Genomic DNA, 26,194 nt, shown 5'->3' with positions numbered 1-26,194 from the left:
AAAGGTTCCGAGTGAGCGCACCGCCGAGCGAGCTTGCCCCCGCGACACGCCCGTCCCCCGTCATCGGGCGACAGCGTCGCCTCGACCGCGTGCGCGATTCGCGCCTCGGTCGTGCCCTCGCCCAGTACGGGCGCGACGTCCTCCGCACGCCCGAGGGCATCGTCCCCGTCGAGCGGGGCGCGTTCACCAAGGTCCTGTTCCTGTGGGCCATCGCCCGCGTGGTCAACTTCGGCATGCTGTGGGGCTTCTACTCGATCGCCAAGGCGGCCCGCTGGGGCTTCGGTCCCGACGGCGAGCGTCTCGGCACCTTCTGGGACTACCTCACCGGGTGGGATGCCGACCGCTACGGGCAGATCGCCGCGCAGGGCTACCCCATGTCGCTGCCGATGAACGTCTCGGGCGACATCCTGCCGAACAACTGGGCGTTCCTGCCCGTGTTCCCCACGATGGTGCGGGTGCTCTCGGGCGCCACCGGTCTGGGGTGGCAGCCGGTCGCCGTGCTCTTGAGCCTCGGTGCGAGCCTCGGCGCCACCTGGTTGCTGTTCGTCCTCCTGCGCACGGTCACCAAGCCCCAGCCCGCGTGGTGGGCGGTCGTGTTCTTCTCCTTCGCGCCGATGTCGTTCCTCTTCGTGATCGGCTACAGCGAGGGCCTGTTCATGCTGCTGATGTTCGCGGGCATGCTGCTCGCCATCAAGCGGCGCTACCTCTGGATCCTCCCGATCGGGCTCATCACGGCGTACACGCGTCCGGGAGTCCTGGCCCTGGGTCTCGCCCTGGGCATCGTGTTCCTCGTGCGCTTCTTCCGCCGCAAGGTCGATCCGTTCCCGGTGCGCGAGTGGGCCTCGCTCATGGCATCCGGTCTCGTCATCGCCGCGGCGGGCCTGTCGTGGAACCACATCGCCCAGTACGTCACCGGAACCCACAACGCCTACATCCGCACCGAGCTCGGCTGGTGGCTCGACTACGTCGGCAACGACGAGTTCACGCCCTTCACCCCGTGGTTCCGCCAGGCGGGAACGCACCTCGGCGTGGTCGGCATCGTCCTCGTGATCGCGCTGATCGTCGCCTTCGCGGCCCTCATGTGGTCGCGCCCCGTCCGCAAGCTCGGCCTCATGGTCGTGGCGTATGGCTTCAGCTACGGCGTTTACATCTTCGCGGTGTTCCTGCCGCAGCAGAGCACGTTCCGCCTGCTCATGCCGATGGCGCCGCTCCTTGGTGACGAGCGGTGGTCGTCGACGCCGCGTCGTCGCACGGCGATCCTGGTGGGATGCCTCGTGCTCCAAGCCGTGGCGATCCTCCTGCTGTGGACCCGCGGCAACCCGTGATCCGACCCTGACACGAGAGAGGGGCGGCGCCATACGACGCCGTCCCTCTCTCGTTCCCGGACTCGTCAGTCGGGCTGTCCGCCGGGATCGACGGCATCGATCACATCCTGTTCCGCGGCGTTGTCGGCATCCATCTCCGCTGATCCGGTCGCGTCCTCCTCGGTGCGCGCGAATGCCCCGGCCGACGGATCGGCGGCGCCGGCGGGTGCCGGTTCGGTCTCGGGCGGCAGGGGGATGGTGGGCTCGGCGGGGGTCGGGGCCGTCGGCTCGGCGGGGTTCGGGGCGGTGGGCTCCGAGGGAGCGGGCTGCGAGGGATCGGACGGGGCCTGGGGGAAGCTCGGTGTGCTCATTCCCCGACTCTGGGCGCCGCGGACGACCTGCGCGAGCCCCTTCCCGAAGAGCCCGCCGCGGTGTAGCCGTGGGCCGCTAGGCTTTCGGGGGATCCGACGACGAGGGGACGATGTGTCCACCGCACACGATGTGACGCGCCGCGAGGCGATCGCGCAATACCGCCTCATCGGCGAGCCGTCGGAGCCCGATCTGCAGGGGCTCGTCGAGCTCGCGGCCACGGTGTGCGACGTCCCCACCGCGGTGATCAACATCATCGACGACCGCATGCAGCATCAGGTCGCGGCCGTCGGCATCCAGGCCGCGTCGTGCGCGCGCGAGGACTCGATGTGCGCGGCGGTCATCAGCACTCCCGGCCGCGTCGTCGTCTCCGACGCCCGCCTTGACCCGCGCTTCGCGCAGAACGCCTTCGTCACCGGCGAGATCGCCCACACGCGCTTCTACGCGTCGAGCCCGCTCATCACCCCGGCGGGGGTGGCGATCGGCACGCTCTGCGTGTTCGACAACAAGGTCGGAGAGCTGTCGGATGCCAGCAGTCGAGCCCTCGACCTGCTCGCTCACCAGGTGATCGACGTTCTCGAACTGCGCCGCATCCAGCGTGATCTGCTGGAGTCGAACGCGCAGCTCGAGCAGTTCGCCGTCCAGGTGAGCCACGACCTCCGGAACCCCCTCACCGCTCTCGCGGGCTTCCTCGAGCTCGCCGCCGACAGTCCCGAGATGGTCGACGCGCCGCGCGCCGCGCAGTCGCTCGCCCGCGCCGAAGCGGCGGCGGGTCGCATGACGTCGATGGTCACCGACCTGCTCGACTTCGCGCGCATGGGCGGTGCGCGCCCGCACGTGACCCGGGTCGACGTCGCCGAGACCGTTGACGCGGTGCTCGAAGACCTCGATGGGGCCCTAGTGGACACGGGGGCACAGGTCACCGTCGACGCCGCCACGTTCGTCGACGCCGATGACACTCTCCTGCGCGTCCTGTTGCAGAACCTCATCGCCAACGCGGTGAAGTTCACGGTCGCGGCCGAGAAGGTCCCGCGCATCACCGTCAGCGTCGAAGAGCTTCCCGACGGGTGGCGCGTGAACGTCGACGACAACGGCGACGCCGTCGCCCCCGAGCTGCGCGACCGCGTGTTCGAGCCCATGCAGCGCGGGCACGGCGCCGACGTGCAGGGGATCGGCATCGGTCTGGCCACCTGCCGGCGGATCGTCGAGGCCCACCACGGGTCGATCGGGCTCGATGCCTCTCCGTCGGGCGGAACCCGCGCCTGGTTCGTGCTCCCCGCAGCGGCCTGAGCGCTACCGGCCGATGCGCCGTGGCGCAACCTCCGCGACGGGTGTCCGAGCGGGGCCGTAGCGTGGGCCGTAGCGCGGAGGCCACCGGGTGCTCCGCCGCCGGTCCCGGATGCCGAGGAGGAACGCCTATGGCCCGCAACGTGCGCCTGATGCACTGCACGCCCGACGACGTCTTCCGGGTGCTCGCGAACGGGTGGCTCTACCCCCTGTGGGTGGTGGGCACCTCGCGCATGCGCGAGGTCGCCGACTCCTGGCCCGCCGAGGGGGCGACGCTCCACCACTCCTTCGGCCCCTGGCCGCTGGTCGTCGACGACACCACCGTGATGCGCGAGTGGGACCCTCCCCGACGGGCCGTGCTCGAGCCGCACGGGGGACCCATCGGCGTCGCCCGCGTCGCGATCGACGTGAAGGCTCGCGGAGACCGCTGCGTCGTCCGCATCCAGGAGGAGCCCGTCACCGGCCCCACGAGACTCCTCCCCGACACGGTCTTCGACGCGATCACGCGCTACCGCAACGCCGAGACCCTGCACCGCCTGGCCTACCTCGCCGAGGGGGGAGCCCCCGGCACGCGCGGCGGTGCGGCGGCCCTCGGCCATGAGTCCACCGCCGAGAAGGAGCCGATCGACCGATGAGCGAGAGCTACGACGCGATCATCGTCGGCTCCGGCCCGAACGGCCTGGCCGCGGCCGTCACCCTGGCCCGCGCGGGCTTGTCGGTTGCCGTGTACGAGAAGTCCTCCTCGTTCGGCGGAGCCGCGTCGACCGCCGAGTTGACCCTGCCCGGTTTCCGGCACGACGTCGGATCCGCGGTGCACCCCCTGGCCCTGGAGTCCTGGTTCTTCCGCGAGTTCGGTCTCGACCGTCGTGTGTCCTTCGCCGTACCCGAGGTGTCGTACGCCCACCCCCTCGACGGAGGGCGTGCGGGTCTGGCCTATCGCGACCTCGCCCGGACCGCCGAGGCGCTCGGTGTCGACGGACCGGCGTACGAGCGCCTCATGCGTCCCCTCGTCGATCACCTGCGCGGGGTCGCCGACTTCACGGGCAACGCGCTGCTGCGCGTCCCCGGCGATCCCCTCGCGGCCTTCTTCTTCGGCATTCGCGCTCTCGAGCAGGGCGGTCCGTGGTGGAACGCGCGCTTCCGCGAAGAGATCGCGCCGAGCATGATCACCGGCGTCTCGGCGCACACGATCCTGCATCAGCCCAGCATCGCCGCGGGCGGCGCGGGTCTGGTGCTCGCCACGTACGGTCATGGGCGCGGCTGGCCCATTCCGGTCGGCGGCAGCCAGTCGATCGCCGACGCGATGATCGACGACATCCGCGCGCACGGGGGCGTGCTGCACGCGGGCGCCGAGGTGACCTCGCTCGACGAGCTGCCCCCGGCCCGCGCGGTACTCCTCGACACGACCCCGCGCTCGCTCATCCGGCTCGCCGGAGACCGGATGCCGTCGGTTTACCGCCACGTCCTCGAGAGGTTCCGCTACGGCGGCGGTGTCGCCAAGGTCGACTTCGCCCTCTCCGACCCGGTGCCGTGGGCCCACGCCGACGTCGCGCGTGCGGGAACCGTGCACATCGGCGGGACCCGCGCCGAGATCGCGGCGGCCGAGAACGCGGTAGCCCGCGGTGATCTTCCCGACGCCCCGTACGTCCTAGCCGCTCAGCCCACCCTTTTCGACCCCACCCGCGCGCCCGAGGGGAAGCACGTCCTCTGGGCGTACACGCACGTGCCCTCGGGCAGCCCCGCCGACCGGGAAGAGGCCGTCGTCCGCCAGATCGAGCGCTTCGCGCCGGGCTTCCGCGACACCGTGCTGGCCACGTCGTCGCGGACCGCGGTCGACATCGCGGCGTGGAACCCCAACTTCCCAGGCGGCGACATCTCGGCCGGCGCCCCGACCCTCACCCAGCTCCTGGGTCGACCGGTCTACAGTCCCAACCCCTGGCGCACGCCGATGAAGGGCGTGTACCTGTGTTCGTCGTCGACGAGTCCGGGTCCGGGTGTCCATGGCCTTGCCGGGTGGCAGGCCGCTCTCAGCGCGCTCCGGCACGAGTTCGGCACACGCCTGCGCCCCGACCTCGCTCCCCGCACCGACCAGCTGCACGCCACAGCTCCCTAGCCGTGCCCGAGGGCGACAGCGTCTACCGACTCCGCCGACGGCTCGAGGCGGCCACTCTCGGTGCGGCGGTGCGCGACGGGGAGGTGCGGTCGGGGAACGCGGCCGGTCGATCCCTCGCGGGGCTCCGCATCGAGGGGTACGACACCCACGGCAAGCATCTGCTCACGCGTTTCGACGATGGATCGACCCTCCACACCCACCTGCGCATGCAGGGCAGCTGGACGATCACCCGACCGGGTCGCGCGCTTCCCCGTGCGGTGCGCGAGACGGCGCGGGTGCGCATGCGGCTCGACGACGAGCGGGAGGTGTGGGGCCTCGACCTCCCCGTCGTGGAGTTCGTCCCCACCCCGCGCGAGAGCGATGCGATCGGATACCTGGGTCCCGACCCGCTGCGCGAGGACTGGGATGCCGCCGAGGCGGCGCGTCGACTCTCGAGGCGCCCCGACCGGCCCTTCGTCGCGGCCCTCCTCGACCAGACGGCGGTCGCCGGTCTCGGCAACCTCTGGGTGAACGAGCTCGCCTTCCTGCGCGGCATCCATCCCTTCGCCCCCATCGGGACGGCCGATCTCGACGCGCTCCTGGCGCTCGCGGCGCGATGCCTGCGGATCTCGGCGACGGTGCCCGGGATGTACCAGGTCACGACGGGGGACCGGCGGAAGGGGGCTTCGCACTGGGTGGCGGGACGCGCGGGTCGACCGTGCCTGCGCTGTGGAACCCGGGTGCGGGTCCGCGACGAGGTGCACAACGATCCCGAGCAGCGACGGACCTGGTGGTGTCCGCGGTGCCAGCCGATGCCCGGAACCGCCGATGTCGGAACCCCCGGGTAGAAACGAAGCATGGCCGTCGAGCGAGAGAATCTGCTGCGCGTCACCCGCATCTACGCGGAGGACGCCGCTCTCGAACTCGAGCGCGGCCGAGAGATCGTCGCGCGCTGGCCCGAGGCCGATATCGTGCCGGTCGCCTCGCACTGGCAGATCCCCGAGGTCCACGGCGACGAGAGCAACGTCGCGCGGTGGGTGCGCATCAAGACCGAGGCCCTCGTGCTCGGCGTCAAGAAGAGCGTGACGACCAGGGTCAACGGACGCTCCGCCGACTTCATCGCCCCCTCGCTCTCGAACGGTTGCGCGATGGCGTGCAGCTACTGCTACGTTCCGCGGCGCAAGGGGTACAGCAATCCGATCACGGTCTTCGCGAACATCGACCAGATCACCAGGCACCTGGCGCGACACGTCGCCGCCCGCGGTCCGAAGACCGAGCCGAATCAGTGCGATGCGGACGCGTGGGTCTACGACATCGGCGAGAACGGCGACTGCTCGGTCGACGCGCTGATCAGTGAGAACGTCCGCGACGTCTGCGACCTGTTCCGGATGACGCCGACCGCCAAGGCGTCGTTCGCGACGAAGTTCGTCAACCGCGACCTTCTGGACTGGGATCCGGCGGGAAGGACGCGCATCCGGTTCTCGCTCATGCCGGCGGCCACGGCGAAGGTCACCGACCTGCGGACGTCACCCATGGGGGAGCGGATCGCGGCGATCAACGATTTCGTCGACGCGGGATTCGAGGTGCACGTCAACTTCTCGCCCGTGATCCTGACACCGACGTGGCTCGCCGACTGGTCGGAGCTGTTCGATCAGCTCGACGCCGTTCTCCACGCGCGCGCGAAGGCGCAACTGGCCTGCGAGGTGATCTTCCTGACCCACAACGAGGGGCTGCACGAGGTGAATCTCGGATGGCACCCGAGGGGCGAAGAACTGCTGTGGACGCCCTCGCTCCAAGAAGAGAAGACGTCCCAGAACGGAGCGGTGAACGTGCGGTACCGGCATCCGTTGAAGGCCCAGGCCGTGGCGGCCCTGACCGACCTGATCGCCCGGAAGCTTCCGTACTGCCGAGTGCGCTACGCGTTCTGATCCTCAGCCGATGTCGCCGGTGGGGGAATCATCGGTCGTGGCCGCGTCATCCGCGTCCTGCTGGGCCGCGGCGCCTTCGTCGGGCGATTCGCTCCCGGCCCCGTTCGAGTTCTGGTCGGGGGCGTCGTCCGCGCGTCCGTCGTGATTCGTCATGATTGTCCTCTGCGTCGTCGTACGGGGTGACGCTCGCACGAACGGCGAGACGTGTCCAGGGGGTCGACGGGTCAGAGCGGAGCGGTTCCGAATCGTTCCGCGAAGTCCGCGTTGGCGGCATCCTCGAAGTCGTCGGCCTCGTCGCGAAGATCGATCTCGTTCACGGCGATCACAGGTACGGCGCCAGGGCGCCGGCGGTCAGGGCGAGGGCCAGCGCGGTGCCGCCGACGCCGGTCGCGGTGAGCACGGTCGCCCGCTCGAGGCGGCGGCGGCGCGAGACGTTCGCGGGGTGCGTGGTGGACCGCAGCGATGCCTTCGCGGCGTCGAGGGAGTCGTAGCGGCCGACCGGGACGCCGTGGGCGTCGCGCGAGACGAATCCTCCGGCGACCTGGTCGACGCAGCCGAAGTACTCGCCGCCGCGGTGGGCGACCCAGAAGCCGGTGTCGACCTTGGCCCAGAGGATGCGCGCGCTCGCCAGCGCGGTGGGAGTTGCCGTGTCCATGTCAGGCCGCTGCCGAGAGGGTGCGGCGACGGACGGGGGCGGCTGCGCGTGCCGGCTGGGGGCGGTGGGCAGTGTCGCTCGTGGGGATCTCGACGTTCAGGTCGACGACGAGTCCAGCGGAGGAGTTGGCCATGTCGGCCATGTTCTTCAGGACGGTCGCGTTCAGCGTCTCGGGCTCCGCCGAGTCGAAGACGAAGCGCAGGGGAATCGCGGGCTGCAGCCAGAGGGTCGACCGTCCGGGAGTGCCGTCGACGTGGGTCCAGCTGAGGGTGAAGCTCTCGCTGCGGCGAAGCTTCGTGGTCGTGACGACCTTGAGGTGCGACAGCAGGCGATCGGGGATGCGGATCGACTCGGTCGACGTGCCGTAGTACAGGTGGCCCATGGGGTACTCCCTTCGGAAGCGATTAGCTGTACGTAGAACATAATCGGTTAGTAACTAGTTTGTCTAACTATTATTTCAGATGTATAGTCGCGGGGAAGAGCGGGAGGAGTGTGTCATGACAGACGTCGATACTGCGTCCCACCGGCCCGCACCCCCCGAGCCCGTGGATGAGGTGAGCTACTGGTACGGCGACGAGCCCGCCGACCGCCGTCAGCGCAGCAAAGCGGTGCTCGAAGCCCTCCGTGTCTATCGCGCCGCCGAGGTCGCTATGCGACGCCGTACGCGCGACTCCATGTCGATGGGCGAGAACGAGCTGCTCGTCCTGCGCTACCTGTTGCGCGATGCCGAGCGACAGGTGCGACCGGGGGAGCTCACCCGCTATCTCGGGCTGTCGACCGCGTCGACGACGGCCATCCTCGACCGCCTGGAGCGTTCGGGCCACATCACCCGTGCCGCGAACCCGGGCGACCGCCGCAGCATCTTCATCCAGGCCACCCCTCGCGCGCACGCCGAGGTGCGCCGGACCCTCGGCAACATGCACGATCGCATGCTCGCGGCCGTGATCGACATGACGCCCGACGAGTCGGCCGCGGTCGTGGCGTTCCTCCGCCGCATGAGCGACGCCGTCGACGGCGTCGCCCTCGAGACCCCGGCGGTCGATTCCCCGTGATCTACGTGCTCGTCGGCGGCCCGCGCGACGGACAGCACGTGGACGATCTGCCTCGCGGCTACCGCCTGTCGCTCAGCGACCCGCAACCCGAACCCTTCGGCGAGTTCGACACCGTCCGCGCGGTATGGTTCGAGCTCGACGAGGCCATGTTCCGTTCGCGGCAGCGTCGCGACTGACCCGTACCCCACGTCCGCGTGAGGGGCAAGCCGCCCCTGTCCTTGCGCGCACCCCGCCAGGGTGGGCTCATGCGATGTGTGACCTATGCCGGCGAGACAGTGATCACCACCGACGACGTCGCGGCGTCGTTGATCGAGTTGACCGCGGCGGTGGCCAAGGAGGGTCAGGCCGAGGCCGTCAGCATCCCCATCGTCACCGACGACAGGAAGGTCGCCCAGGCAGAGCTCGTCATCGGCGTCGGCAACGACGTGCTCTCGGCTCCGGTGGAGTGGCACGACGAGGAGCCCGACTTCTCGCACGCCGCCGCCGAGCTCAAGGATCACCGTCTCTTCCCTCGTCCGCACCTCCGGGCCGTGGAGTCCGATGCGAGCGACGACGATGAGCCCCTGGACTACGACTTCGATCAGCCCACCGAGGCTTAGCCGGGACGGGTGAGGGGTCGCCCCTCGACGGTGAATATCGGCACGGGTCTTGTCGCCGAGTCGTGGCATCCGTTATGTTCTCAAGTCCGTGCCGACCGGCGCGGTGAGCCGAGGAAAGACGAGACCATGACCGCCATGCGCGATCTGCGTTCGGAGCAGCAGGAGCATTACCTGCCGTTCCTCCCCTCGTCGTACCCTCCGGCGCCGGTCGTCTAGACACCCGTCTTCTCACGCCCCGCACCGTCAGGTCGGGGCGTTTCCCTTTCCATCGGTGGGGGAGTGCCTCGACCCGAGGCTCGACTCCCCGCGCGTCAGCGCACCACACGAAGGAAAGGACCCATGCAGAAGCTCACCGAACGACTCGTGTCGTGGGCGAGCCTGATCGATGACAAGACCATCGAGCAGGCACGCACCTCGTCGCGGATGCCGTTCATCTTCCCCCACCTCGCCCTCATGCCCGACGCCCACCTGGGGCTCGGCGCGACGGTCGGATCGGTGATCCCGACGCTCGGGGCGATCATGCCCGCAGCCGTCGGCGTCGACATCGGCTGCGGCATGATCGCCGTCAAGACGCAGTTCACGGCCGCCGACCTCGACGGGCGCGACCTGTCCGAGCTGCGGCAGCAGATCGAGCGCGCCATCCCGCTGTCGGCCGGCCGCGACAACCGTAAGATCGTCGCCACCGCCGAGCCGCGCATCGCCGAGCTCGAGGCCCTGGCCGAGACGGCCGGGTTCGACCCGGCTTCGTACGCGAGCCACTGGCGGCATCAGCTCGGGTCGCTGGGGAGCGGCAACCACTTCATCGAGATCTCGCTCGACGAGATCGACGACGTGTGGATGTTCCTGCACTCCGGGTCGCGGGGGATCGGCAACCGCATCGCGAAGCACCACATCGGTGTCGCGCAGCGCCTGGCGAAGCAGTGGTGGATCGAGCTTCCGCATCCCGACCTCGCCTACCTCGTCGAGGGCACGCCGGAGTTCGCGGCGTACATCCGCGAGCTCCGGTGGGCGCAGCACTTCGCCCTGCTCAACCGCGAAGAGATGATGGACCGCGTCGCGAACCAGCTCGGTCGCTTCCTCGACACCCCCGTCGACGAGCGGGAGCGGATCAACTGCCACCACAACTTCACCGAGTCCGAGATGCACTTCGGCAAGAGAGTGTGGGTGTCGCGCAAGGGCGCGATCATGGCCGACGCCGGTCGCCCCGGGCTCGTCCCCGGGTCGATGGGCACCGCCTCGTACGTCGTCGAGGGGCGCGGCAACCCCGTCGCGTTGAACTCCTCGCCGCACGGCGCGGGGCGGGAGCACTCGCGATCGGCCGCCCGGAAGACCTTCACGCACGAGCAGTTGCGGGAAGCCATGGCGGGGATCGAGTACCGGGACACCGACGCGTTCATCGACGAGATCCCGCAGGCGTACAAGCCGATCGACCGGGTCATGGCCGATGCCGCCGACCTCGTCACGGTCCGGCACACGCTGCGCCAGATCGTCAACGTGAAGGGCGATTGAGACGGATGCCATGGCTGCCGCACCGCGGCCATGGCATCCGCCGTTCGGCCGGGGTGGGATACATCGCTCGGGGGATGCGGGAGACGAGGCGGTTCGGCACGATGGAGAAGAGCTCGCGAAGCCCCGCGGGCGGACACTTCCCCCGGAGTGGAGTTCCATGTCGCCCGATCGTGCCCGGACCATCGACCACCGTCCCGACCCCTCCGACGGCAGAGAACGGCAGAGCGCGTGCATCCGTCTCGCTCAGGCTCGTCTCGCCGCGTTCGTCGAGAGCTCGGCCGACGACGTCGACGAGACCTCGGATGCGGCCGTGACCGCCCTGCGTTCCGCCGTGTCGTCGGGTGCCGATCTCGACCGGATCTCTGCGGAGCTCGAGGTCAGCACGGGGGCGATCCAGGCGATCGTCGACGGCTCGGTCCCGCTGCGGAGCCTCCACCCCGACGATCGGCTCAGACCCGACTGAGAGCGGCGCGGGCGTCTCGCGTCGTCGGTTCGCGGGGACGCCGGCCCCCGCTGTCGTCCCCGGGGTTACGCTCGGGGGCAGGAAAAGGGCGAAGGCGGCGAGATGGGCGAGCGCAAGTTCGAGTGGGGCGGGCTGAGTGCCGACCGCGGCGACTACGTCACCGCGGCGGAGGCGCTGGCGATGCTCGAGGTGCTCGTCATCGCGCAGGCCGACCTCGACGTCACGACCGAGCTGCGCAACGGTGCGGCCTGGGCGCGCTTCTCGCGCGGGGGACGCTGGGCCGTCGTGTCGACGCCCGGATCCCGCTGGTTCTCGGTCGAGACCGACACGGGACACCGCCTGCAGATCGTGGATGCCAACACCTCGAAGGACCAGAGCGCTCAACTCCTCGCGGTGCACGTCGACGTCGCCGAGGCGTACGTCCGCGGTGAGGCGACGCCCGTGCGGGCCGGTGGTCTCGGCGGGTCCGTGCTCACGGTCGACGTGAACGGACGGCAGGTGCTGCTGACCCAGTCCGTCGGGCGACGCGTGCGGGGTCTGTTCGGTCGCTAGGCCCGACGGCCGCTCCGGTCAAGCCGGTGCTCCCCGCTCGCGCTCTTGCCAGGCTGGGCGGGTACGCGACGAAGGGAATCCCATGAGCGACCCGCAGAACTCCGCCCCGGCCGACGACGCCGCCGACCTCGGCGACGACCCCACGGTCAAGCCGAGCCAAGAGAACGACGTCGACGAGGAGGCGAAGGCCCCCTCGAAGGACGACCCGAACGCCGACCACCAGGCGACGGGCATCGGAGTCATCGGCGACGAGTGATCCGGATGCCGCGGGGCGGACGCCGGTGACCGTCGGCGCTCGCCCCGCGGGTCGGGGGAGCGCCCGCCGCGGTGCTAATCTTGACCGGTCCGCCTCCGTAGCTCAGGGGATAGAGCGTTGGTTTCCGGTACCAAAGGTCGCTGGTTCGATTCCAGTCGGGGGCACACGAAGAAGGCCGCGATCATCTCGATCGCGGCCTTTCGTCTGCGCAGGACGGCTCCGGAGTTCAGTCCTCGTCGGTGACGGCGCCGGTGGGCTCCGCGTCTTCGACGATGTGCTGCGAACCGAGTTCGTCGGCGACGGCGCGGCCCTGGTCGATCGCCTCCTCGCGGCTCGAGAAGCTCGCCGACAGTTCGGGTCGGCCCTCGACCGCGTTCTCCCACTGGCCGCGGTTCGATCGGGTGGTCACGTCATTCTGGCTCATGGCATCCATGGGACACCTCTTCGGGCTTCGGCGCCCCCGTCTTGACAGGCGTTGTCAAGACCAATCGGGGTATCGCGGGGTGCTGAGAAGGTGGGATCACCTTCGAAAGGGGTCTGTCATGAGCATCGGAGCCGGTATCGCGCTGTTCGTCATCGGCGCCGTCCTCGCCTTCGCGGTCAATCTCCCGAACGAGTTCGTCGACCTCACCACGATCGGCTACATCATGATGGGGGCGGGCGTTGTCGTCTTCCTCATCGGGGTGGTGCTGTTGATGCGCCGTCGGCAAACCGATACCGTCACCCGCACCGAAGCAGCAGGGGGCGCCCAGGTGACCCGATCCACCACGCGCTCCTCGAACGACGACCTCGTCTGAGTCCCTCGGGGTCGAGCCCCGGAGAACGATCATGACCGAACCCACTCCCACCGTCGCCTACGACCCGGCCGTCGACGACCTGTTCGACGGGCGCTACCGTCTCGGGCGCCTCCTCGGCAGAGGCGGCTACGCCCGGGTGTACGAGGCGGTCGACACCGCGCTCGAGCGCACGCTCGCCCTCAAGATCATCGACGGCGACGGCGCCGATCCCTCGGACGTCGCCCGCGTGCGATCCGAGATCCGGCTCCTCGCCTCGCTGTCGCACCCCTCGCTCGTCACGCTGTACGACGCCAAGCTCGATGCGCAGCCGGCCTACCTGGCGATGGAGCTCATCTCGGGCCCCACCCTCACGGATCGCATCGCGCGGGGCCCGCTGCCCGGCCCCGAGGTCGCCCGTGTCGGTCGCGAGATCGCCGAGGCGTTCGCCGTCATCCACGGGCGGGGCATCGTGCACCGCGACGTCAAGCCGTCGAACATCCTCATCCGCCCGGCCGCCCACACGGGCGAGACCCCGCGGGCCACGCTCGCCGACTTCGGCATCGCGTCGCTGGTCGGGGCGACACGGGTCACACGCGCCGACACCGTGATCGGTACGGCGGCGTACCTCAGTCCCGAACAGGCTCGGGGCATGCCGCCGGCCCCCGCGAGCGACGTGTACGCGCTGGGTCTGGTGCTGCTCGAAGCGCTGACCGGCTCGCGCCCCTTCGGCTCGCGGACGCCGCACGAGGCCCTCGCAGCACGCCTCGTCTCGCCCCCCGAGATCCCGGCGCAGATCCCGGCGGCCTGGCGCGAGGTGCTCGAGAAGATGACCGCGATCGAGCCGAGTGAGAGACCGGATGCCACGGGCCTGATCGTGGCGCTCAGGACGCTCTCGGGGGTCGCCGTCCCCCCGCCCCTGCCGTCGACGCCGGCGTCGGCGGTGACGACCGCCGCTCTTCCCGGCGGCACGGCCCCCACGCGTGTTCTCGAGCCGTCGGCCCGGTCCGAGCGGACCGCGGCGCCCCGCCGACTCTCGCGCCGTACGATCGTGATCGGGGCGATCGCCGCGGTCCTGCTGGCCGGGGGCGCCATCGGCACCGCCGTCGCACTCGGCGGGGCGGGAGCATCGTCCGAGCCCGCTCTGCCCACGCTGCCGCAACCTCTCGACCAGCACATGGACGATCTCTGGAAAGAGGTGGCCCCGTGATCCGCCGTGTCGCTCCCCTCGCCGGAATCCTGCTCGCCGGGGTCCTCGCGCTCGCCGCGTGCACCCCGCCCGCCGAGGCTCCCACGGCGTGGCAGCAGAACGTGCAGACGGTGGCCGACCAGGCCTCGAGCGGGGACTACGCCTCCGCCCTCGCGAGCCTCGACGCCCTCGAGGCCGACGTCATCGCCCGCCGCGACGCCGGCGAGATCTCGGCGGAGGAGGCCGACGGCATCCTGAGCCGGATCGCCACCGTCCGCGCCGATCTCACCTCGCTCGCCCCGAGTCCCAGCCCGACCCCGACGACGGAGCCGAGCCCCGAGCAGTCGCAGGACACGGTGACCGACGACGGCGGCGACGAGCCGGCGCAGCCCGCCCCCGACGACAAGGGGCCGGGCGGCAAGGACGACAAGGCGCCGGGCAACGGCAACGGGAACGGGAACGGCAACGGTAAGGGCCCCGGTAAGAAGGACGGGTGATCGGCTTCGCGCCCGCCGGGCCGAGGGGGTCCGAACGCGTGCGAGGATTGCCCGGTGCCGCGCCGCGTGACCGCTGAACTCGACCTCGATCTCGGGGCCTCCGTCGACCTCATCTTCCAGATCACGGCCGCGCGCGGAGCGCCCGTCGTCGACGAGAAGCTCACGTTCGCGCAGGGTGAGCGGCGGTACTCCGCGACCGAACTCGTGGACCAGGCCGGCAGTCGTCTGCACCGCCTCACCGCCGAGGAAGGTCCCCTCTCGGTGCGGTACGACGCGCTCGTCGTCGGTCCCGCGCAGAGCCCTCGCACGAGCGACCTCGACACCATCGGGTACCTGCGTCCGAGCCGCTACTGCCAGTCCGACGAGGTGTTCGCCCAGGCGCGCCGGCAGTTCCGTGGCCTGGTGGGGCGCGACCTCCTGGCCGCGGTCTCGGGCTTCGTGGCATCCACCGTCACCTATACGCCGGGGCTCAGTTTCGGCACCGACAGCGCCGTGACGACCCTTGCCACGGGTCAGGGCGTGTGCCGCGACTACGCGCACCTCGTGATCGCCCTGCTGCGGGCCATGGACATGCCCGCCCGCTACGCCGCCTGCTTCGCGCCCGGGCTCGATCCGATGGATTTCCACGCCGTCGCCGAGGTCTACCTCGACGGGGCCTGGTACGTCGTGGATGCGACGCGTCTCGCCGATCGCCGATCGCTGGTGCGCATCGCCACGGGACGCGACGCCGCCGACTGCGCGTTCCTCAGCTACCACGGCGGGTACGTGGGTCTCGAGCGGATGCGGGTGGATGCCGCCATCGAGGGCGTCGACGCGACGGAGCCCGACGACCACGAGGCGCTGGTCCAGATCGCCTGACGCGGGCGCCCCGGCGCCGCGCCTAGACTTGAAGGGTTATGGATCCCGCAGCCCTCTCCGCCGCCCTGCTCGCCGTCATCGCCCCGCTCGCCGAGGCGCGACGAGAGGGTTCGTCCGCCGGGATCACGGCCGCCGACCTACCGCTCGAACGGCCCAAGAACCGCGATCACGGCGATTGGGCGTCCAACGCCGCCCTGAAGCTGTCGAAGATCGTCGGGGTGAACCCTCGCGAGTTCGCCGCCGAGATCGCCGCGGGCCTCGAGGCCGTCGAGGGCATCGCGAGCGTCGAGGTCGCCGGCCCCGGCTTCATCAACATCCGCCTCGATGCCGCGGCCGCCGGTGCCCTGGCCCGCACGATCGTCGAGCAGGGGGCCGCGTTCGGCACCAACGACACCCAGCGCGGGAACACGATCAATCTCGAGTTCGTCAGCGCCAACCCCACCGGTCCGCTGCACATCGGCCACACCCGGTGGGCGGCCCTGGGCGACGCGATCGCGCGCGTGCTGCTGGCCAGCGGCGCGACCCTCGTGCGCGAGTTCTACATCAACGACGCCGGGGCCCAGATGGAGCGCTTCGGGCGCTCCGTGGTCGCGGCGATCGTGGGCGAGCCGACTCCCGAGGACGGATACGGCGGGGCATACATCGCGGCTCTCGCGGAGCGGGTGCACGCCGCGCGCACCGACATCCTCGACCTCGATCGCGGCGAGCAGATCTCCGTCGCCACCGAGCTGGCCTACGGGTTCCAGCTCGGCGAGATCCAGGCCTCGCTCGCGCGCTTCAACGTCCACTTCGACGTCTGGTTCTCGGAGCGCGACCTGCACGCGCGGATCGAGGGCCAGCCGAGCCTCGTCGACGAGGCCGTGGACCGCCTGCGCGAGCAGGGGCACGTTTTCGACGAGGACGACGCCGTGTGGGTGCGCACGACCGTCTTCGGCGACGACAAGAACCGCGTCATCCGGCGCTCGAACGGCGAGTACACGTACTTCGCCGCCGATGCCGCGTACTACCTGAACAAGGGCGACCGCGGTTTCGCGCACAAGATCTACCTGCTCGGCGCCGACCACCACGGCTACGTGCACCGCCTCAAGGCCCTCGCGGGTGCGGCGGGAGACGACCCCGACAAGGACATCGAGGTGCTCATCGGTCAGCTCGTGTCGATCAACGGCGCGCGCCTGTCGAAGCGGGCCGGCAACATCGTCGAGCTCGACGACCTGCAGGCCTGGCTCGGCACCGACGCCCTGCGGTACTCGCTCGCGCGCTACCCGGCCGATTCGCCGCTGACGCTCGACCCCGAGATCCTGCAGAAGCGCACGAACGACAACCCCGTCTTCTACGTGCAGTACGCGCACGCCCGCACCCACAACGTGGCCCGCAACGCCGCCGACTCGGGTGTCGACCGGTCGGAGTTCGCCCCCGAGCTCCTCGCCCACGAGACCGAATCGGCTCTGCTGGGCGCGCTGCAGGAGTACCCGCGCATCGTCGCGTACGCCGCCGAGGTGCGCGAGCCGCACCGCGTCGCGCGCTACCTCGAGGAGCTCGCGGGTCTGTACCACCGCTGGTACGACAACTGCCGCGTCATCCCGCTCGGCGACGCCCCGGTCGAACCCGTGCACCGCACGCGTTTGTGGCTCAACGACGCCACCGGGCAGGTGCTGCGCAACGGCCTCGACCTGCTCGGCGTCAGCGCTCCGGAGCGGATGTAGAGCATGACGGATGCCACGGCTCCCCGTCGCCGGACGGGCCGCTGGATCGCGGTGCTGGTGGTGGCCGTGGTGCTGCTCGCCGTGGCCGCCGTCGCCGCCGAGTTCATCGCGCGCTCCGTGGTGACGAGCACGGTCCGTTCGCTCGTCGTGAAGAACGTCGGTCTCCCCGACGATCAGAACGTCGACGTGTCGGTCGCCGGTCTCGTGCTGCCGCAGCTCATCGGCGGACGCCTCGACGAGGTCGCCGTCTCGTCGAACGATGTGACCCTCGGGCCCATCACCGGTGACGTCCGCGTCGACTTGCGTGGAGTGCCCGTCTCGGGCGGCGGGGCGGCCGACGGCGGCGTCGCGTCGGTCCGCCTCGACCAGGACCAGCTGAAGGCCCTGCTGGCCGAGGTCCCCGACTTCCCGGCGAGCACGATCACCGTCTCCGCCCCCGACGTCAAGCTCGACACCTCGCTCTCGCTCTTCGGCATCGCGATCCCCGTGGGCGTCGGAGTGACCCCGGGCGCGGCCGCGGGCGACCTGACGTTGACCCCGTCGTCGTTCCAGGTGGGCGGCAACGCGATCGACGCCGACACGCTGCGCGGCCAGTTCGGCGGCATCGCCGATTCCCTCCTCGCGGAGCGGAGCCTGTGCATCGCCGACCGCCTGCCGAAGGGGCTGACCCTCACCTCGGCCACCGTGCAGGGACAGGACCTCGTCGCGACGTTCGATGTGGCCGGTGGCATCCTGAACGATCCGGCGCTGCAGAGCGACGGCACCTGCGGCTGATCGACGCGAGGTGGGTCGTCCGCCCCGAGCGACGTGGGAAAGGGGCGGCATACGACGTGCCCTAGACTGCAAGGACTGCCCGCCGCGTGACTCTCCGCGCGGGTGGGAGCCGTGATCCGCGGCCGTCGCGTCGCCGCAAAACCCGATTGGTCCCCCTGTGTCCGCCTCGCACTCCGCGCTCGTGCCCGCCTGGCTCACCGCCCCGGCCGAAGCGAACGAGCTCGTCGCCTCCGTCTGGCCCTCGTCCGCGCATCGTGTCGCGGACGGCTCCGTCGAGGTCGGCGGCGTTTCGGTCTTCGACCTGCGCGACCGCTTCGGCACCCCCCTGTACGTGCTCGATGAGAACGAGGTGCGCGACCACGCCCGCCGTGCGCGCGCCGCCTTCGACGCCGCAGCCGCGCGCCACGGCATCCGGGCCCGCGTCTACTACGCCGGCAAGGCGTTCCTCTCGACCGAGGTCGTGCGCTGGGTCGTCGACGAGGGACTCGCCGTCGACGTCTGCACGCGCGGTGAGCTCGAGGTCGCGCTCGCCGCGGGTGCCGACCCGGCACGCCTGGGCTTCCACGGCAACAACAAGAACGTGTCCGAGCTCGAGCGCGCCGTCGAGGTGGGCATCGGCTCGGTCGTCGTCGACAGTCCCATCGAGATCGAGCGTCTCGCCGCCATCGCCGAGCGCCGCGGCGCCGTGCAGTCGGTGCTCGTGCGCGTGCGCACCGGCGTGCACGCCGAGACCCACGCGTTCCTCGCCACCGCCCACGAAGACCAGAAGTTCGGTTTCTCGCTCGAGGGGGCGGCCGAGGCCGTGGCTCGCATCCGCGAGCTGTCGAGCCTGCGCTTCGTTGGTCTGCACGCCCACATCGGCTCGCAGATCTTCGACTCCTCCGGCTTCCGCGAGTCGGCGGCGCGCCTGGTCGACCTGCACGCCGACCTGCTCGCCGGGGGAGAGATCCCCCTGCTCAACGTCGGCGGCGGCTTCGGCATCTCGTACACCGCGGTCGACGACCCCAAGCCCATCGAAGAGATCGCCGACGGCATCGTCGACGCCATCGCCGACGAGTGCGCGGTGCGCGGCATCCCGATGCCCGACGTCGCCACCGAGCCCGGTCGCGTCATCGTCGGCCAGGCCGGCGTCACCCTCTACGAGGTGGGCACGGTCAAGACGGTCACCGCCGGCGAAGACCTCGACCGCGCCTACGTCAGCGTCGACGGCGGCATGAGCGACAACGCCCGGCCCGCCCTCTACGGCGCCGACTTCTCGGCGCGGCTGGTCTCGCGCACGAGCTCCGCGACCCCGGCCCTCGCGCGCGTCGTCGGCCGGCACTGCGAGTCGGGAGACATCGTGGTGGATGCCGAGTACCTCCCCGCCGACGTCACCCCCGGTGACCTGCTGGCCGTTCCCGCCACCGGCGCCTACTGCTTCTCGCTCGCGAGCAACTACAACTACACGCCGCGCCCCCCGGTCGTCGCCGTGCGCGACGGACAGGCCCGCGTGATCGTCCGCGGCGAGAGCATCGACGACCTCCTCGCGCGCGACGCCGGGATCCCGGCATCCGCTCCTTCCGCTACACCCCACGGAGACACCGAATGACCGACTACCGCACGCTCCGCGTGGCGCTCCTCGGCGCCGGCGCCGTCGGCTCGCAGGTCGCCGACCTGCTGCTCAAGCACGGCGACGAGCTCGCCGACCGCGCGGGCGCGAAGCTCGAACTCGCCGGCATCGCCGTGCGCGACCTCGACGCCAAGCGCGACGTCGACCTGCCGCGCGAGCTGTTCACCACCGACGCCGACACCCTCATCGTCGGCAGCGACATCGTCATCGAGCTCATGGGCGGCATCGAACCCGCCCGCACGCAGGTGCTGCACGCGATCGCCTCGGGCGCCGACGTCGTCACCGCCAACAAGGCGCTGCTGGCCACGCACGGCTCCGAGGTCTTCGAGGCCGCCGACCAGGTGGGCGCCGAGGTGTACTACGAGGCCGCCGCCGCCGGTGCGATCCCCATCATCCGGCCGCTGCGCGACTCGCTCGCCGGTGACCGCGTCGTGCGCATCATGGGCATCGTCAACGGCACGACGAACTACATCCTCGACCGCATGGACACCGAGGGCGCCGACTTCGACGACGTGCTCGCCCAGGCGCAGGCGCTCGGCTACGCCGAGGCCGACCCCACCGCCGACGTCGAGGGCTACGACGCCGCGCAGAAGGCCGCGATCCTCGCGAGCCTCGCGTTCCACACGACGGTTCCCCTCGATGCCGTCCACCGCGAGGGCATCACCTCGGTCGATGCCGCGATGATCGAATCGGCGCGGCACGCGGGGTACGTCATCAAGCTTCTCGCCGTGTGCGAGCGGCTCGCCGCCGAGGACGGCGGCACCGAGTCGATCTCGGTGCGCGTGTACCCGGCCCTCGTCGAGCGCACCCACCCGCTGGCGAGCGTCCACGGCGCGAACAACGCCGTCTTCGTCCAGGCCGAGGCCGCGGGCGACCTGATGTTCTACGGCGCCGGCGCCGGCGGGGTGCAGACCGCGTCGGCCGTGCTCGGCGACGTCGTCTCGGCCGCGCGCCGCCACATCGCCGGGGGAGTGGGCGTCGGCGAGTCGACGCGCGCGAACCTCCCCGCCGTGCCGATCGGTCACGTCATCACGCGCTACCAGATCACGCTCGAGGTCGACGACCAACCGGGAGTCCTCGCCACCGTCGCGGGCATCCTCAGCGAGGGGCGCGTGTCGATCGCGACCGTCGAGCAGACCGTCATCGAGCAGACTCCGGATGCCGACGACTCGGCATCCGCGGCAGGCTCAGCGACCGGAGCGGGATCCGCCCGCCTGGTCATCGGAACACACAAGGCCCGCGAGCAGGATTTGAGCGAGACCGTCGAGCGTCTCGCCGCGAGCGGCGTCGTCGAGCGCGTGGTCTCCGTGCTGCGTGTGGAAGGGAACTGACATGGCACACCTCTGGGGCGGAGTCCTCCGCGAATACGCCGACCGTCTGGGTGTCACCGACGCCTCCACCGTCGTCACCCTGGGCGAGGGCGGCACGCCGCTGCTGCCCGCACCCGCGCTGTCGCGTCGCACCGGCGCCGACGTCTGGGTGAAGTACGAGGGCATGAACCCGACGGGCTCCTTCAAGGATCGCGGCATGACCGTGGCCCTCTCGCGCGCCGTCGAGCACGGCGCGAAGGCCGTCATCTGCGCCTCGACCGGCAACACCTCGGCCTCGGCCGCGGCCTACGCCGCCCACGCGGGCATCACCGCCGCGGTCCTCGTACCCGAGGGCAAGATCGCGATGGGCAAGCTCAGCCAGGCCGTGGCGCACAACGGCCGACTCATCCAGATCCGCGGCAACTTCGACGACTGTCTCGAGATCGCGCGCGAGCTCGCCGACCACTACCCGGTGCACCTGGTCAACTCGGTGAACCCCGACCGCATCGAGGGGCAGAAGACCGCCGCCTACGAGGTCGTCGAGGTTCTGGGCGACGCCCCCGACTTCCACTTCATCCCCGTCGGCAACGCGGGCAACTACACGGCGTACTCGCGCGGCTACCGCGAAGAGGCCGCCCGCGGCGTCGCCACGCGCGTGCCTCGCATGTTCGGCTTCCAGGCCGCCGGTTCCGCCCCCCTCGTGCGCGGCGAGGTCGTCAAGCAGCCCGAGACCATCGCGAGCGCGATCCGCATCGGCAACCCCGCGTCGTGGGAGCTGGCTCTCGAGGCCCGTGACGCCACCGACGGCTACTTCGGCGCGATCGACGACGCCGGCATCCTCGAGGCGCAGAAGATCCTCGCCGGCGAGGTGGGCATCTTCGTCGAGCCCGCCTCGGCCATCAGCGTCGCGGGTCTGCTCGAGCGCGCCGAGTCGGGCGTCGTGCCCGCCGGCGCGAAGGTCGTCCTCACCGTCACCGGCCACGGTCTCAAGGACCCCCAGTGGGCCCTGCGCCGTGCCGACGGCACCGACGTGTCGCCCACGGTCGTCGACGCCGCCACCTCGGAGGTCGCCTCCGTGCTCGACCTGCAGCCGGTGACCGCGTGAGCTCAGGCCCCGGTCGTCGGGTCGCCGTCCGCGTTCCCGCCACCAGCGCGAACCTCGGGCCCGGCTTCGACACCCTCGGCCTCGCGCTGAGCGTCTACGACGAGCTCGTCGTCGAGCAGCTCGACGGCGACCGGCTCGAGATCCAGGTCGAGGGGGAGGGGACGGCGGACGTCCCCCGCGACGCCTCGCACCTCGTGGTGCGCGCGATGGCGCACACGTACGCCTCGGTCGGTCGTTCCCTGCCGGGGCTGCGACTGACGGCGCACAACGTGATCCCCCACGGGCGCGGCATGGGGTCGTCCGGGGCCGCCGTGGTCGCCGGCATCCTGGCCGCGAAGGGGCTGCTCGAGGGAGAGGTCGCTTTGAGCGACGTCGATCTGCTGCGGTTGGCCACCGAGATGGAGGGCCACCCCGACAACGTCGCGCCCGGCCTGTTCGGCGGACTCACCATCGCGTGGATGGATGCCGCCGGCCCCCAGCACAAGCAGCTCATCGTCCACCGCGGCGTCTCTCCGCTGGTCTTCGTCCCGAGCTTCACCATGTCGACCGCGGTGGCGCGGAGCCTGCAGCCCCTGCAGGTGCCGCGCGAGGATGCGGTGTTCAACGTCTCGCGTTCGGCTCTGCTGATCGCGGCGATGACGCAGAGTCCCGAGCTGTTGATGGCGGCGACCGAAGACAAGCTGCACCAGAACTATCGCGCGCAGGCCATGCCCGAGACCGATCGGCTCGTGCGGGCCCTCCGCGCGGAGGGGTACGCGGCGGTCGTGTCGGGAGCCGGGCCCAGCGTGCTGGTGCTGGCCGACGGGCCGGGGCAGCGACTCGAGGCGGCGGATCTTATGGCATCCGTGGTCGACACCCCGTGGCAGGCGCTCATGCTCGCCGTCGACGTCAAGGGTGGTACAGTGAAAAACGCAGAGGGTTCCGCGTAACTTCGCGAATCTGAGCCTCTGCACCACCTGCGAAATCCGCAACACATCGCGAACCCGGTATCGGCTGCAGTCTCCCGAACCGCTGGTGTCCTTCGTCTGCGTTCTGCACGGCGAAGCGCGATCTGATCACGTTTCATTTTCTGAGGAGCACTCGTGGAGTCCATCTCCGAGACCCAGCCCGTCGACGCGCCCGAGGGCGCCGAGACCCCCGCCGACGAGCAGCCCACGGCTGCGGCGGAGGGCACCGACACCGAACAGACCCCCGAGGGCGCCGACGCCCCCGCGGCCGAGGAGCCCGCTGAGGCGGCCGCCGACGCGCAGCCCGAGGCGCTGTTCACCGACGACGCCCTCGCCGCGCAGGCCCCGGCCGAAGCGGTCGCGGACGCGCCCGCCGCCGATGCACCCGCTGCCGATGCTCCCGCCTCGGAGGCGCCTGTCGCCGCTGCTGCCGCGGAGCCCGCCGCCGAAGAGGCGGCCCCGGTCGAGAAGCCCGCACGCGCCCCGCGCAAGCGTGCCCCGCGTCGCGCCAAGAGCGCGACCGCCGAAGAGACGGCCGCCGCCGAAGCCGCCGCCGCCGAAGAGAAGGCCGCCGCTGACGCCGCCGCCGCCGAGGCGCCCGCCGCCGAGGCCGCGACCGACGAGTCCGCGACGACCCCCGTCACCACGGCCGCCGACGTGGCCGCCGACGCCGAGACAGAGACCCCCGCGGTCGCCGCTGACGCGTCCGCCGCCGAGGCGCCCGCCGCCGACACCGCGCCCGCCGAGGGCGACGCCGAGCAGGCCGACGCCGCGCCCGCCGACGGTGCCGCCGAGCAGGCCGACGAGGCCCCGGCCCGCGGCCGTGGCCGCAGCCGCTCGCGCAACCGCAACCGCAACAAGACCGACGCCGACAAGGCCGAGGCTCCGGCCCAGCCCGCCGCCGACGAGGCCGAGGCCCCGCAGCAGCAGGGCGGCCAGCGCGACAACGCCCAGCGCGACAACGCCCAGCGCGACAACGCCCAGAACGGACAGCAGGCCCAGCAGCAGCAGGGCGGGGCGGCAAACAGCCGCAACCGTCAGCGCAACAAGCGCCGCGGCCAGAGCACCACGGGCGACGAGTTCGAGACCGAGATCGGCGAAGACGACGTGCTCGTCCCCATCGCCGGTGTCCTCGACGTGCTCGACAACTACGCCTTCGTCCGCACCACCGGCTACCTGCCCGGCCCCAGCGACGTCTACGTTTCGCTCGGTCAGGTCAAGAAGTACAACCTCCGCAAGGGCGACGCCGTCGTCGGCGCCATCAAGCAGCCCCGCGAGGGCGAGCAGCAGGGCCGCCAGAAGTACAACGCCCTCGTGCAGGTCGACTCGATCAACGGTCTGTCGGTCGACGACGCCGCCACGCGCGTCGAGTTCAACAACCTCACGCCCCTGTACCCCCAGGAGCGCCTGCGCCTCGAGACCGGTCCCGAGAAGCTCACGCAGCGCATCATCGACCTGGTCGCCCCGGTCGGCAAGGGTCAGCGCGGCCTGATCGTCGCGCCCCCCAAGGCCGGTAAGACGATCGTGCTGCAGCAGATCGCCAACGCGATCGCGACGAACAACCCCGAGGTCCACCTCATGGTCGTGCTCGTCGACGAGCGCCCCGAAGAGGTCACCGACATGCAGCGCACCGTGCGCGGCGAGGTCATCGCCTCGACCTTCGACCGTCCGGCCGAAGACCACACCACCGTCGCCGAGCTGGCCATCGAGCGCGCGAAGCGTCTCGTCGAGCTCGGTCGCGACGTCGTCGTGCTGCTCGACTCGATCACGCGCCTCGGCCGCGCGTACAACCTCGCCGCCCCCACCTCGGGCCGCGTGCTCTCGGGCGGTGTCGACGCCTCGGCGCTGTACCCGCCGAAGCGCTTCTTCGGCGCCGCGCGCAACATCGAGAACGGCGGATCGCTCACGATCCTCGCGACGGCCCTCGTCGAGACCGGCTCCAAGATGGACGACGTGATCTTCGAGGAGTTCAAGGGCACCGGCAACAGCGAGCTGCGCCTGAACCGTCAGCTCGCCGACAAGCGCATCTTCCCGGCCGTCGACGTCAACGCGTCGAGCACCCGCCGCGAAGAGATGCTGCTGTCGAACGACGAGGTCAAGATCACCTGGAAGCTGCGTCGCGCGCTGGCCGGCCTCGAGCCCCAGCAGGCCCTCGAGGTCGTGCTCGGAAAGCTCAAGGAGACCCAGTCGAACGTCGAGTTCCTGGTGCAGATGCAGAAGTCGATCCCGGCGCCCGCGCGCGGCGGTGACGACAACAGCATCCGCTGAGCCGTGTCCGACTCCGGCATCTTCGAGTCCGTCCGCGGGCTGCTCGACGAGCACCGGGAGGTCGAGCTCGAGCTGAACGACCCCGCGGTCCACGCTGACGCCGCGCGCGCCAAACGGGTGAACCGGCGCTACGCCGAGCTCAGTCGCATCGTGCACGCCTACGAGGCCTGGCGCGCGGCATCCGACGATCTGGATGCCGCGCGCGAACTCGCCCGCGAGGACTCCGCGTTCGCCGAGGAGGTCCCGGCTCTCGAGGAGCGCGTGGCCGAGACGCAGGAGCGCCTTCGGCGTCTGCTCATCCCGCGCGACCCCGACGACGCCCGTGACGTGATCATGGAGATCAAGGGCGGCGAGGGCGGCGCCGAGAGCGCCCTCTTCGCGGCCGATCTGCTGCGCATGTACCTGCAGTACGCGGCATCCATGGGCTGGAAGACCGAGCTGCTCGAACGCACCGAGTCCGACCTCGGCGGCTACAAGGACGTCCAGGTCGCGATCAAGGGCTCCTCGAGCGACCCCGCGCAGGGCGTGTGGGCGCACCTGAAGTACGAGGGCGGAGTGCACCGCGTGCAGCGCGTGCCCGCCACCGAGTCGCAGGGGCGCATCCACACCTCCACGACCGGCGTCCTCGTCTTCCCCGAGGTCGACGAGCCCGAAGAGGTCGCGATCGACCCGAACGACCTGAAGATCGACGTTTTCCGCTCGTCGGGCCCCGGCGGTCAGTCCGTCAACACGACCGACTCCGCGGTGCGCATCACGCACGTTCCCACCGGGATCGTCGTCTCGATGCAGAACGAGAAGTCGCAGCTGCAGAACCGCGAGGCCGGCATGCGCGTGCTGCGCGCCCGCCTGCTCGCCAAGCAGCAGGAGGAGCGCGACGCCGTCGCCGCCGATGCGCGCAAGTCGCAGATCCGCGGCATGGACCGCTCCGAGCGCATCCGCACCTACAACTTCCCCGAGAACCGTATCGCCGATCACCGCACCGGGTACAAGGCGTACAACCTCGACCAGGTGATGGACGGCGCCCTCGGCCCGATCATCGAGTCGGCGATCACCGCCGACGAAGAAGCGCGCCTCGCGGCCCTCGCCGACTCCTAA

30 protein-coding genes and 1 tRNA gene are annotated in these 26,194 nt (G+C 70.9%); 26 read left to right on the top strand and 5 right to left on the bottom strand.

What is annotated here, in order from left to right:
- Positions 1–11 precede the first annotated feature (11 nt).
- Complete coding sequence (locus QBE02_RS05935; protein ID WP_279367508.1) at positions 12–1,325, top strand: hypothetical protein; 1,314 nt, start codon at positions 12–14, stop codon at positions 1,323–1,325.
- 65 nt (positions 1,326–1,390) lie between these two features.
- Here the strand turns inward: QBE02_RS05935 and QBE02_RS05930 are convergent, their stop codons facing one another.
- A complete protein-coding gene (locus QBE02_RS05930; RefSeq protein ID WP_279367507.1) occupies positions 1,391–1,675 on the bottom strand; it encodes a hypothetical protein in 285 nt (94 codons plus the stop codon).
- Between the two features lie 112 nt (positions 1,676–1,787).
- On the opposite strand from QBE02_RS05930, the gene QBE02_RS05925 reads away from it, so the two are divergent.
- The 5 genes from QBE02_RS05925 (at position 1,788) to QBE02_RS05905 (ending at position 6,980) form a co-directional block, all read left to right on the top strand.
- Positions 1,788–2,963 carry a sensor histidine kinase gene (locus QBE02_RS05925; RefSeq protein WP_279367506.1) on the top strand — a complete coding sequence of 392 codons (1,176 nt, stop codon included), beginning with the start codon at positions 1,788–1,790 and terminating at the stop codon, positions 2,961–2,963.
- A 128-nt stretch (positions 2,964–3,091) separates the two neighbouring features.
- A complete protein-coding gene (locus tag QBE02_RS05920; RefSeq protein WP_279367505.1) occupies positions 3,092–3,595 on the top strand; it encodes an SRPBCC family protein in 504 nt (167 codons plus the stop codon).
- Positions 3,592–5,073, top strand: a complete 1,482-nt coding sequence (locus QBE02_RS05915; protein ID WP_279367504.1) for a phytoene desaturase family protein — start codon at positions 3,592–3,594, stop codon at positions 5,071–5,073. The genes QBE02_RS05920 and QBE02_RS05915 overlap by 4 nt, the downstream gene beginning before the upstream one ends.
- A 2-nt stretch (positions 5,074–5,075) precedes the next feature.
- Complete coding sequence (locus QBE02_RS05910; RefSeq protein ID WP_279367503.1) at positions 5,076–5,900, top strand: DNA-formamidopyrimidine glycosylase family protein; 825 nt, start codon at positions 5,076–5,078, stop codon at positions 5,898–5,900.
- A 9-nt stretch (positions 5,901–5,909) separates the two neighbouring features.
- On the top strand, positions 5,910–6,980 hold the full coding sequence (locus tag QBE02_RS05905) for a spore photoproduct lyase family protein (protein ID WP_279367502.1): 1,071 nt from the start codon (positions 5,910–5,912) through the stop codon (positions 6,978–6,980).
- Between the two features lie 3 nt (positions 6,981–6,983).
- Here QBE02_RS05905 and QBE02_RS05900 read toward each other — a convergent pair whose 3' ends face one another.
- From QBE02_RS05900 to QBE02_RS05890, 3 genes are all read right to left on the bottom strand, one after another.
- On the bottom strand, positions 6,984–7,133 hold the full coding sequence (locus QBE02_RS05900) for a hypothetical protein (protein ID WP_186316514.1): 150 nt from the start codon (positions 7,131–7,133) through the stop codon (positions 6,984–6,986).
- Positions 7,134–7,302: 169 nt separating this feature from the next.
- Positions 7,303–7,635 carry a hypothetical protein gene (locus QBE02_RS05895; RefSeq protein WP_279367501.1) on the bottom strand — a complete coding sequence of 111 codons (333 nt, stop codon included), beginning with the start codon at positions 7,633–7,635 and terminating at the stop codon, positions 7,303–7,305.
- A 1-nt stretch (position 7,636) separates the two neighbouring features.
- Entirely contained in the window at positions 7,637–8,017 is a 381-nt protein-coding gene (locus QBE02_RS05890) for a hypothetical protein (protein ID WP_279367500.1), read from the bottom strand.
- Between the two features lie 115 nt (positions 8,018–8,132).
- On the opposite strand from QBE02_RS05890, the gene QBE02_RS05885 reads away from it, so the two are divergent.
- From QBE02_RS05885 to QBE02_RS05850, 8 genes are all read left to right on the top strand, one after another.
- The gene (locus tag QBE02_RS05885; protein ID WP_279367499.1) at positions 8,133–8,687 is read left to right on the top strand and encodes a MarR family winged helix-turn-helix transcriptional regulator; all 555 of its coding nucleotides are present in this window, start codon (positions 8,133–8,135) and stop codon (positions 8,685–8,687) included.
- Positions 8,684–8,863 (top strand): hypothetical protein, encoded by a 180-nt coding sequence (locus tag QBE02_RS05880; RefSeq protein ID WP_056227079.1) that lies wholly within the window; start codon positions 8,684–8,686, stop codon positions 8,861–8,863. The genes QBE02_RS05885 and QBE02_RS05880 overlap by 4 nt, the downstream gene beginning before the upstream one ends.
- A gap of 69 nt (positions 8,864–8,932) precedes the next feature.
- Positions 8,933–9,286 carry a hypothetical protein gene (locus tag QBE02_RS05875; protein ID WP_279367498.1) on the top strand — a complete coding sequence of 118 codons (354 nt, stop codon included), beginning with the start codon at positions 8,933–8,935 and terminating at the stop codon, positions 9,284–9,286.
- 339 nt (positions 9,287–9,625) lie between these two features.
- Complete coding sequence (locus QBE02_RS05870; RefSeq protein ID WP_279367497.1) at positions 9,626–10,795, top strand: RtcB family protein; 1,170 nt, start codon at positions 9,626–9,628, stop codon at positions 10,793–10,795.
- A 157-nt stretch (positions 10,796–10,952) separates the two neighbouring features.
- Positions 10,953–11,258 carry a hypothetical protein gene (locus QBE02_RS05865; RefSeq protein ID WP_279367496.1) on the top strand — a complete coding sequence of 102 codons (306 nt, stop codon included), beginning with the start codon at positions 10,953–10,955 and terminating at the stop codon, positions 11,256–11,258.
- A 102-nt stretch (positions 11,259–11,360) separates the two neighbouring features.
- Positions 11,361–11,810, top strand: a complete 450-nt coding sequence (locus QBE02_RS05860; protein WP_074694176.1) for a hypothetical protein — start codon at positions 11,361–11,363, stop codon at positions 11,808–11,810.
- Between the two features lie 82 nt (positions 11,811–11,892).
- Positions 11,893–12,066 (top strand): hypothetical protein, encoded by a 174-nt coding sequence (locus QBE02_RS05855; RefSeq protein ID WP_156371637.1) that lies wholly within the window; start codon positions 11,893–11,895, stop codon positions 12,064–12,066.
- 91 nt (positions 12,067–12,157) lie between these two features.
- A tRNA-Arg gene (locus tag QBE02_RS05850) sits at positions 12,158–12,230 on the top strand.
- A 62-nt stretch (positions 12,231–12,292) separates the two neighbouring features.
- Here QBE02_RS05850 and QBE02_RS05845 read toward each other — a convergent pair.
- Complete coding sequence (locus QBE02_RS05845) at positions 12,293–12,490, bottom strand: DUF2188 domain-containing protein (RefSeq protein ID WP_144784530.1); 198 nt, start codon at positions 12,488–12,490, stop codon at positions 12,293–12,295.
- 118 nt (positions 12,491–12,608) lie between these two features.
- On the opposite strand from QBE02_RS05845, the gene QBE02_RS05840 reads away from it, so the two are divergent.
- From QBE02_RS05840 to prfA, 12 genes are all read left to right on the top strand, one after another.
- Positions 12,609–12,863 (top strand): DUF6458 family protein, encoded by a 255-nt coding sequence (locus QBE02_RS05840; protein WP_144782163.1) that lies wholly within the window; start codon positions 12,609–12,611, stop codon positions 12,861–12,863.
- 31 nt (positions 12,864–12,894) lie between these two features.
- Positions 12,895–14,049, top strand: a complete 1,155-nt coding sequence (locus tag QBE02_RS05835; protein WP_279367495.1) for a serine/threonine-protein kinase — start codon at positions 12,895–12,897, stop codon at positions 14,047–14,049.
- Positions 14,046–14,525, top strand: a complete 480-nt coding sequence (locus QBE02_RS05830; RefSeq protein WP_279367494.1) for a hypothetical protein — start codon at positions 14,046–14,048, stop codon at positions 14,523–14,525. The genes QBE02_RS05835 and QBE02_RS05830 overlap by 4 nt, the downstream gene beginning before the upstream one ends.
- 54 nt (positions 14,526–14,579) lie before the next feature.
- The gene (locus tag QBE02_RS05825; RefSeq protein WP_279367493.1) at positions 14,580–15,383 is read left to right on the top strand and encodes a transglutaminase-like domain-containing protein; all 804 of its coding nucleotides are present in this window, start codon (positions 14,580–14,582) and stop codon (positions 15,381–15,383) included.
- A gap of 38 nt (positions 15,384–15,421) precedes the next feature.
- Positions 15,422–17,086 (top strand): arginine--tRNA ligase, encoded by a 1,665-nt coding sequence (locus QBE02_RS05820; RefSeq protein ID WP_279367492.1) that lies wholly within the window; start codon positions 15,422–15,424, stop codon positions 17,084–17,086.
- Positions 17,087–17,089: 3 nt separating this feature from the next.
- Positions 17,090–17,860, top strand: coding sequence for an LmeA family phospholipid-binding protein (locus QBE02_RS05815; RefSeq protein WP_279367491.1), 771 nt, complete (start codon positions 17,090–17,092; stop codon positions 17,858–17,860).
- Between the two features lie 157 nt (positions 17,861–18,017).
- Complete coding sequence (gene lysA / locus QBE02_RS05810; protein WP_279367490.1) at positions 18,018–19,448, top strand: diaminopimelate decarboxylase; 1,431 nt, start codon at positions 18,018–18,020, stop codon at positions 19,446–19,448.
- Positions 19,445–20,800 (top strand): homoserine dehydrogenase, encoded by a 1,356-nt coding sequence (locus QBE02_RS05805; protein WP_279367489.1) that lies wholly within the window; start codon positions 19,445–19,447, stop codon positions 20,798–20,800. Before lysA ends, QBE02_RS05805 begins: the two co-directional genes overlap by 4 nt.
- 1 nt (position 20,801) lies before the next feature.
- Positions 20,802–21,884 carry a threonine synthase gene (gene thrC, locus QBE02_RS05800; RefSeq protein WP_279367488.1) on the top strand — a complete coding sequence of 361 codons (1,083 nt, stop codon included), beginning with the start codon at positions 20,802–20,804 and terminating at the stop codon, positions 21,882–21,884.
- Complete coding sequence (gene thrB / locus QBE02_RS05795; RefSeq protein ID WP_279367487.1) at positions 21,881–22,813, top strand: homoserine kinase; 933 nt, start codon at positions 21,881–21,883, stop codon at positions 22,811–22,813. The genes thrC and thrB overlap by 4 nt, the downstream gene beginning before the upstream one ends.
- Before the next feature lie 153 nt (positions 22,814–22,966).
- Positions 22,967–25,099: a transcription termination factor Rho gene (rho, locus tag QBE02_RS05790; protein WP_279367486.1), complete on the top strand. Its 2,133-nt coding sequence runs from the start codon at positions 22,967–22,969 to the stop codon at positions 25,097–25,099.
- Between the two features lie 18 nt (positions 25,100–25,117).
- Entirely contained in the window at positions 25,118–26,194 is a 1,077-nt protein-coding gene (gene prfA, locus QBE02_RS05785) for a peptide chain release factor 1 (protein ID WP_279367860.1), read from the top strand.

This window comes from Microbacterium testaceum, from assembly GCF_029761935.1.
Taxonomy (GTDB): domain Bacteria; phylum Actinomycetota; class Actinomycetes; order Actinomycetales; family Microbacteriaceae; genus Microbacterium; species Microbacterium testaceum_A.
The sequence above is the reverse complement of the archived record's forward strand: the minus strand, read 5'-3'. Positions and strand labels throughout refer to the sequence as shown.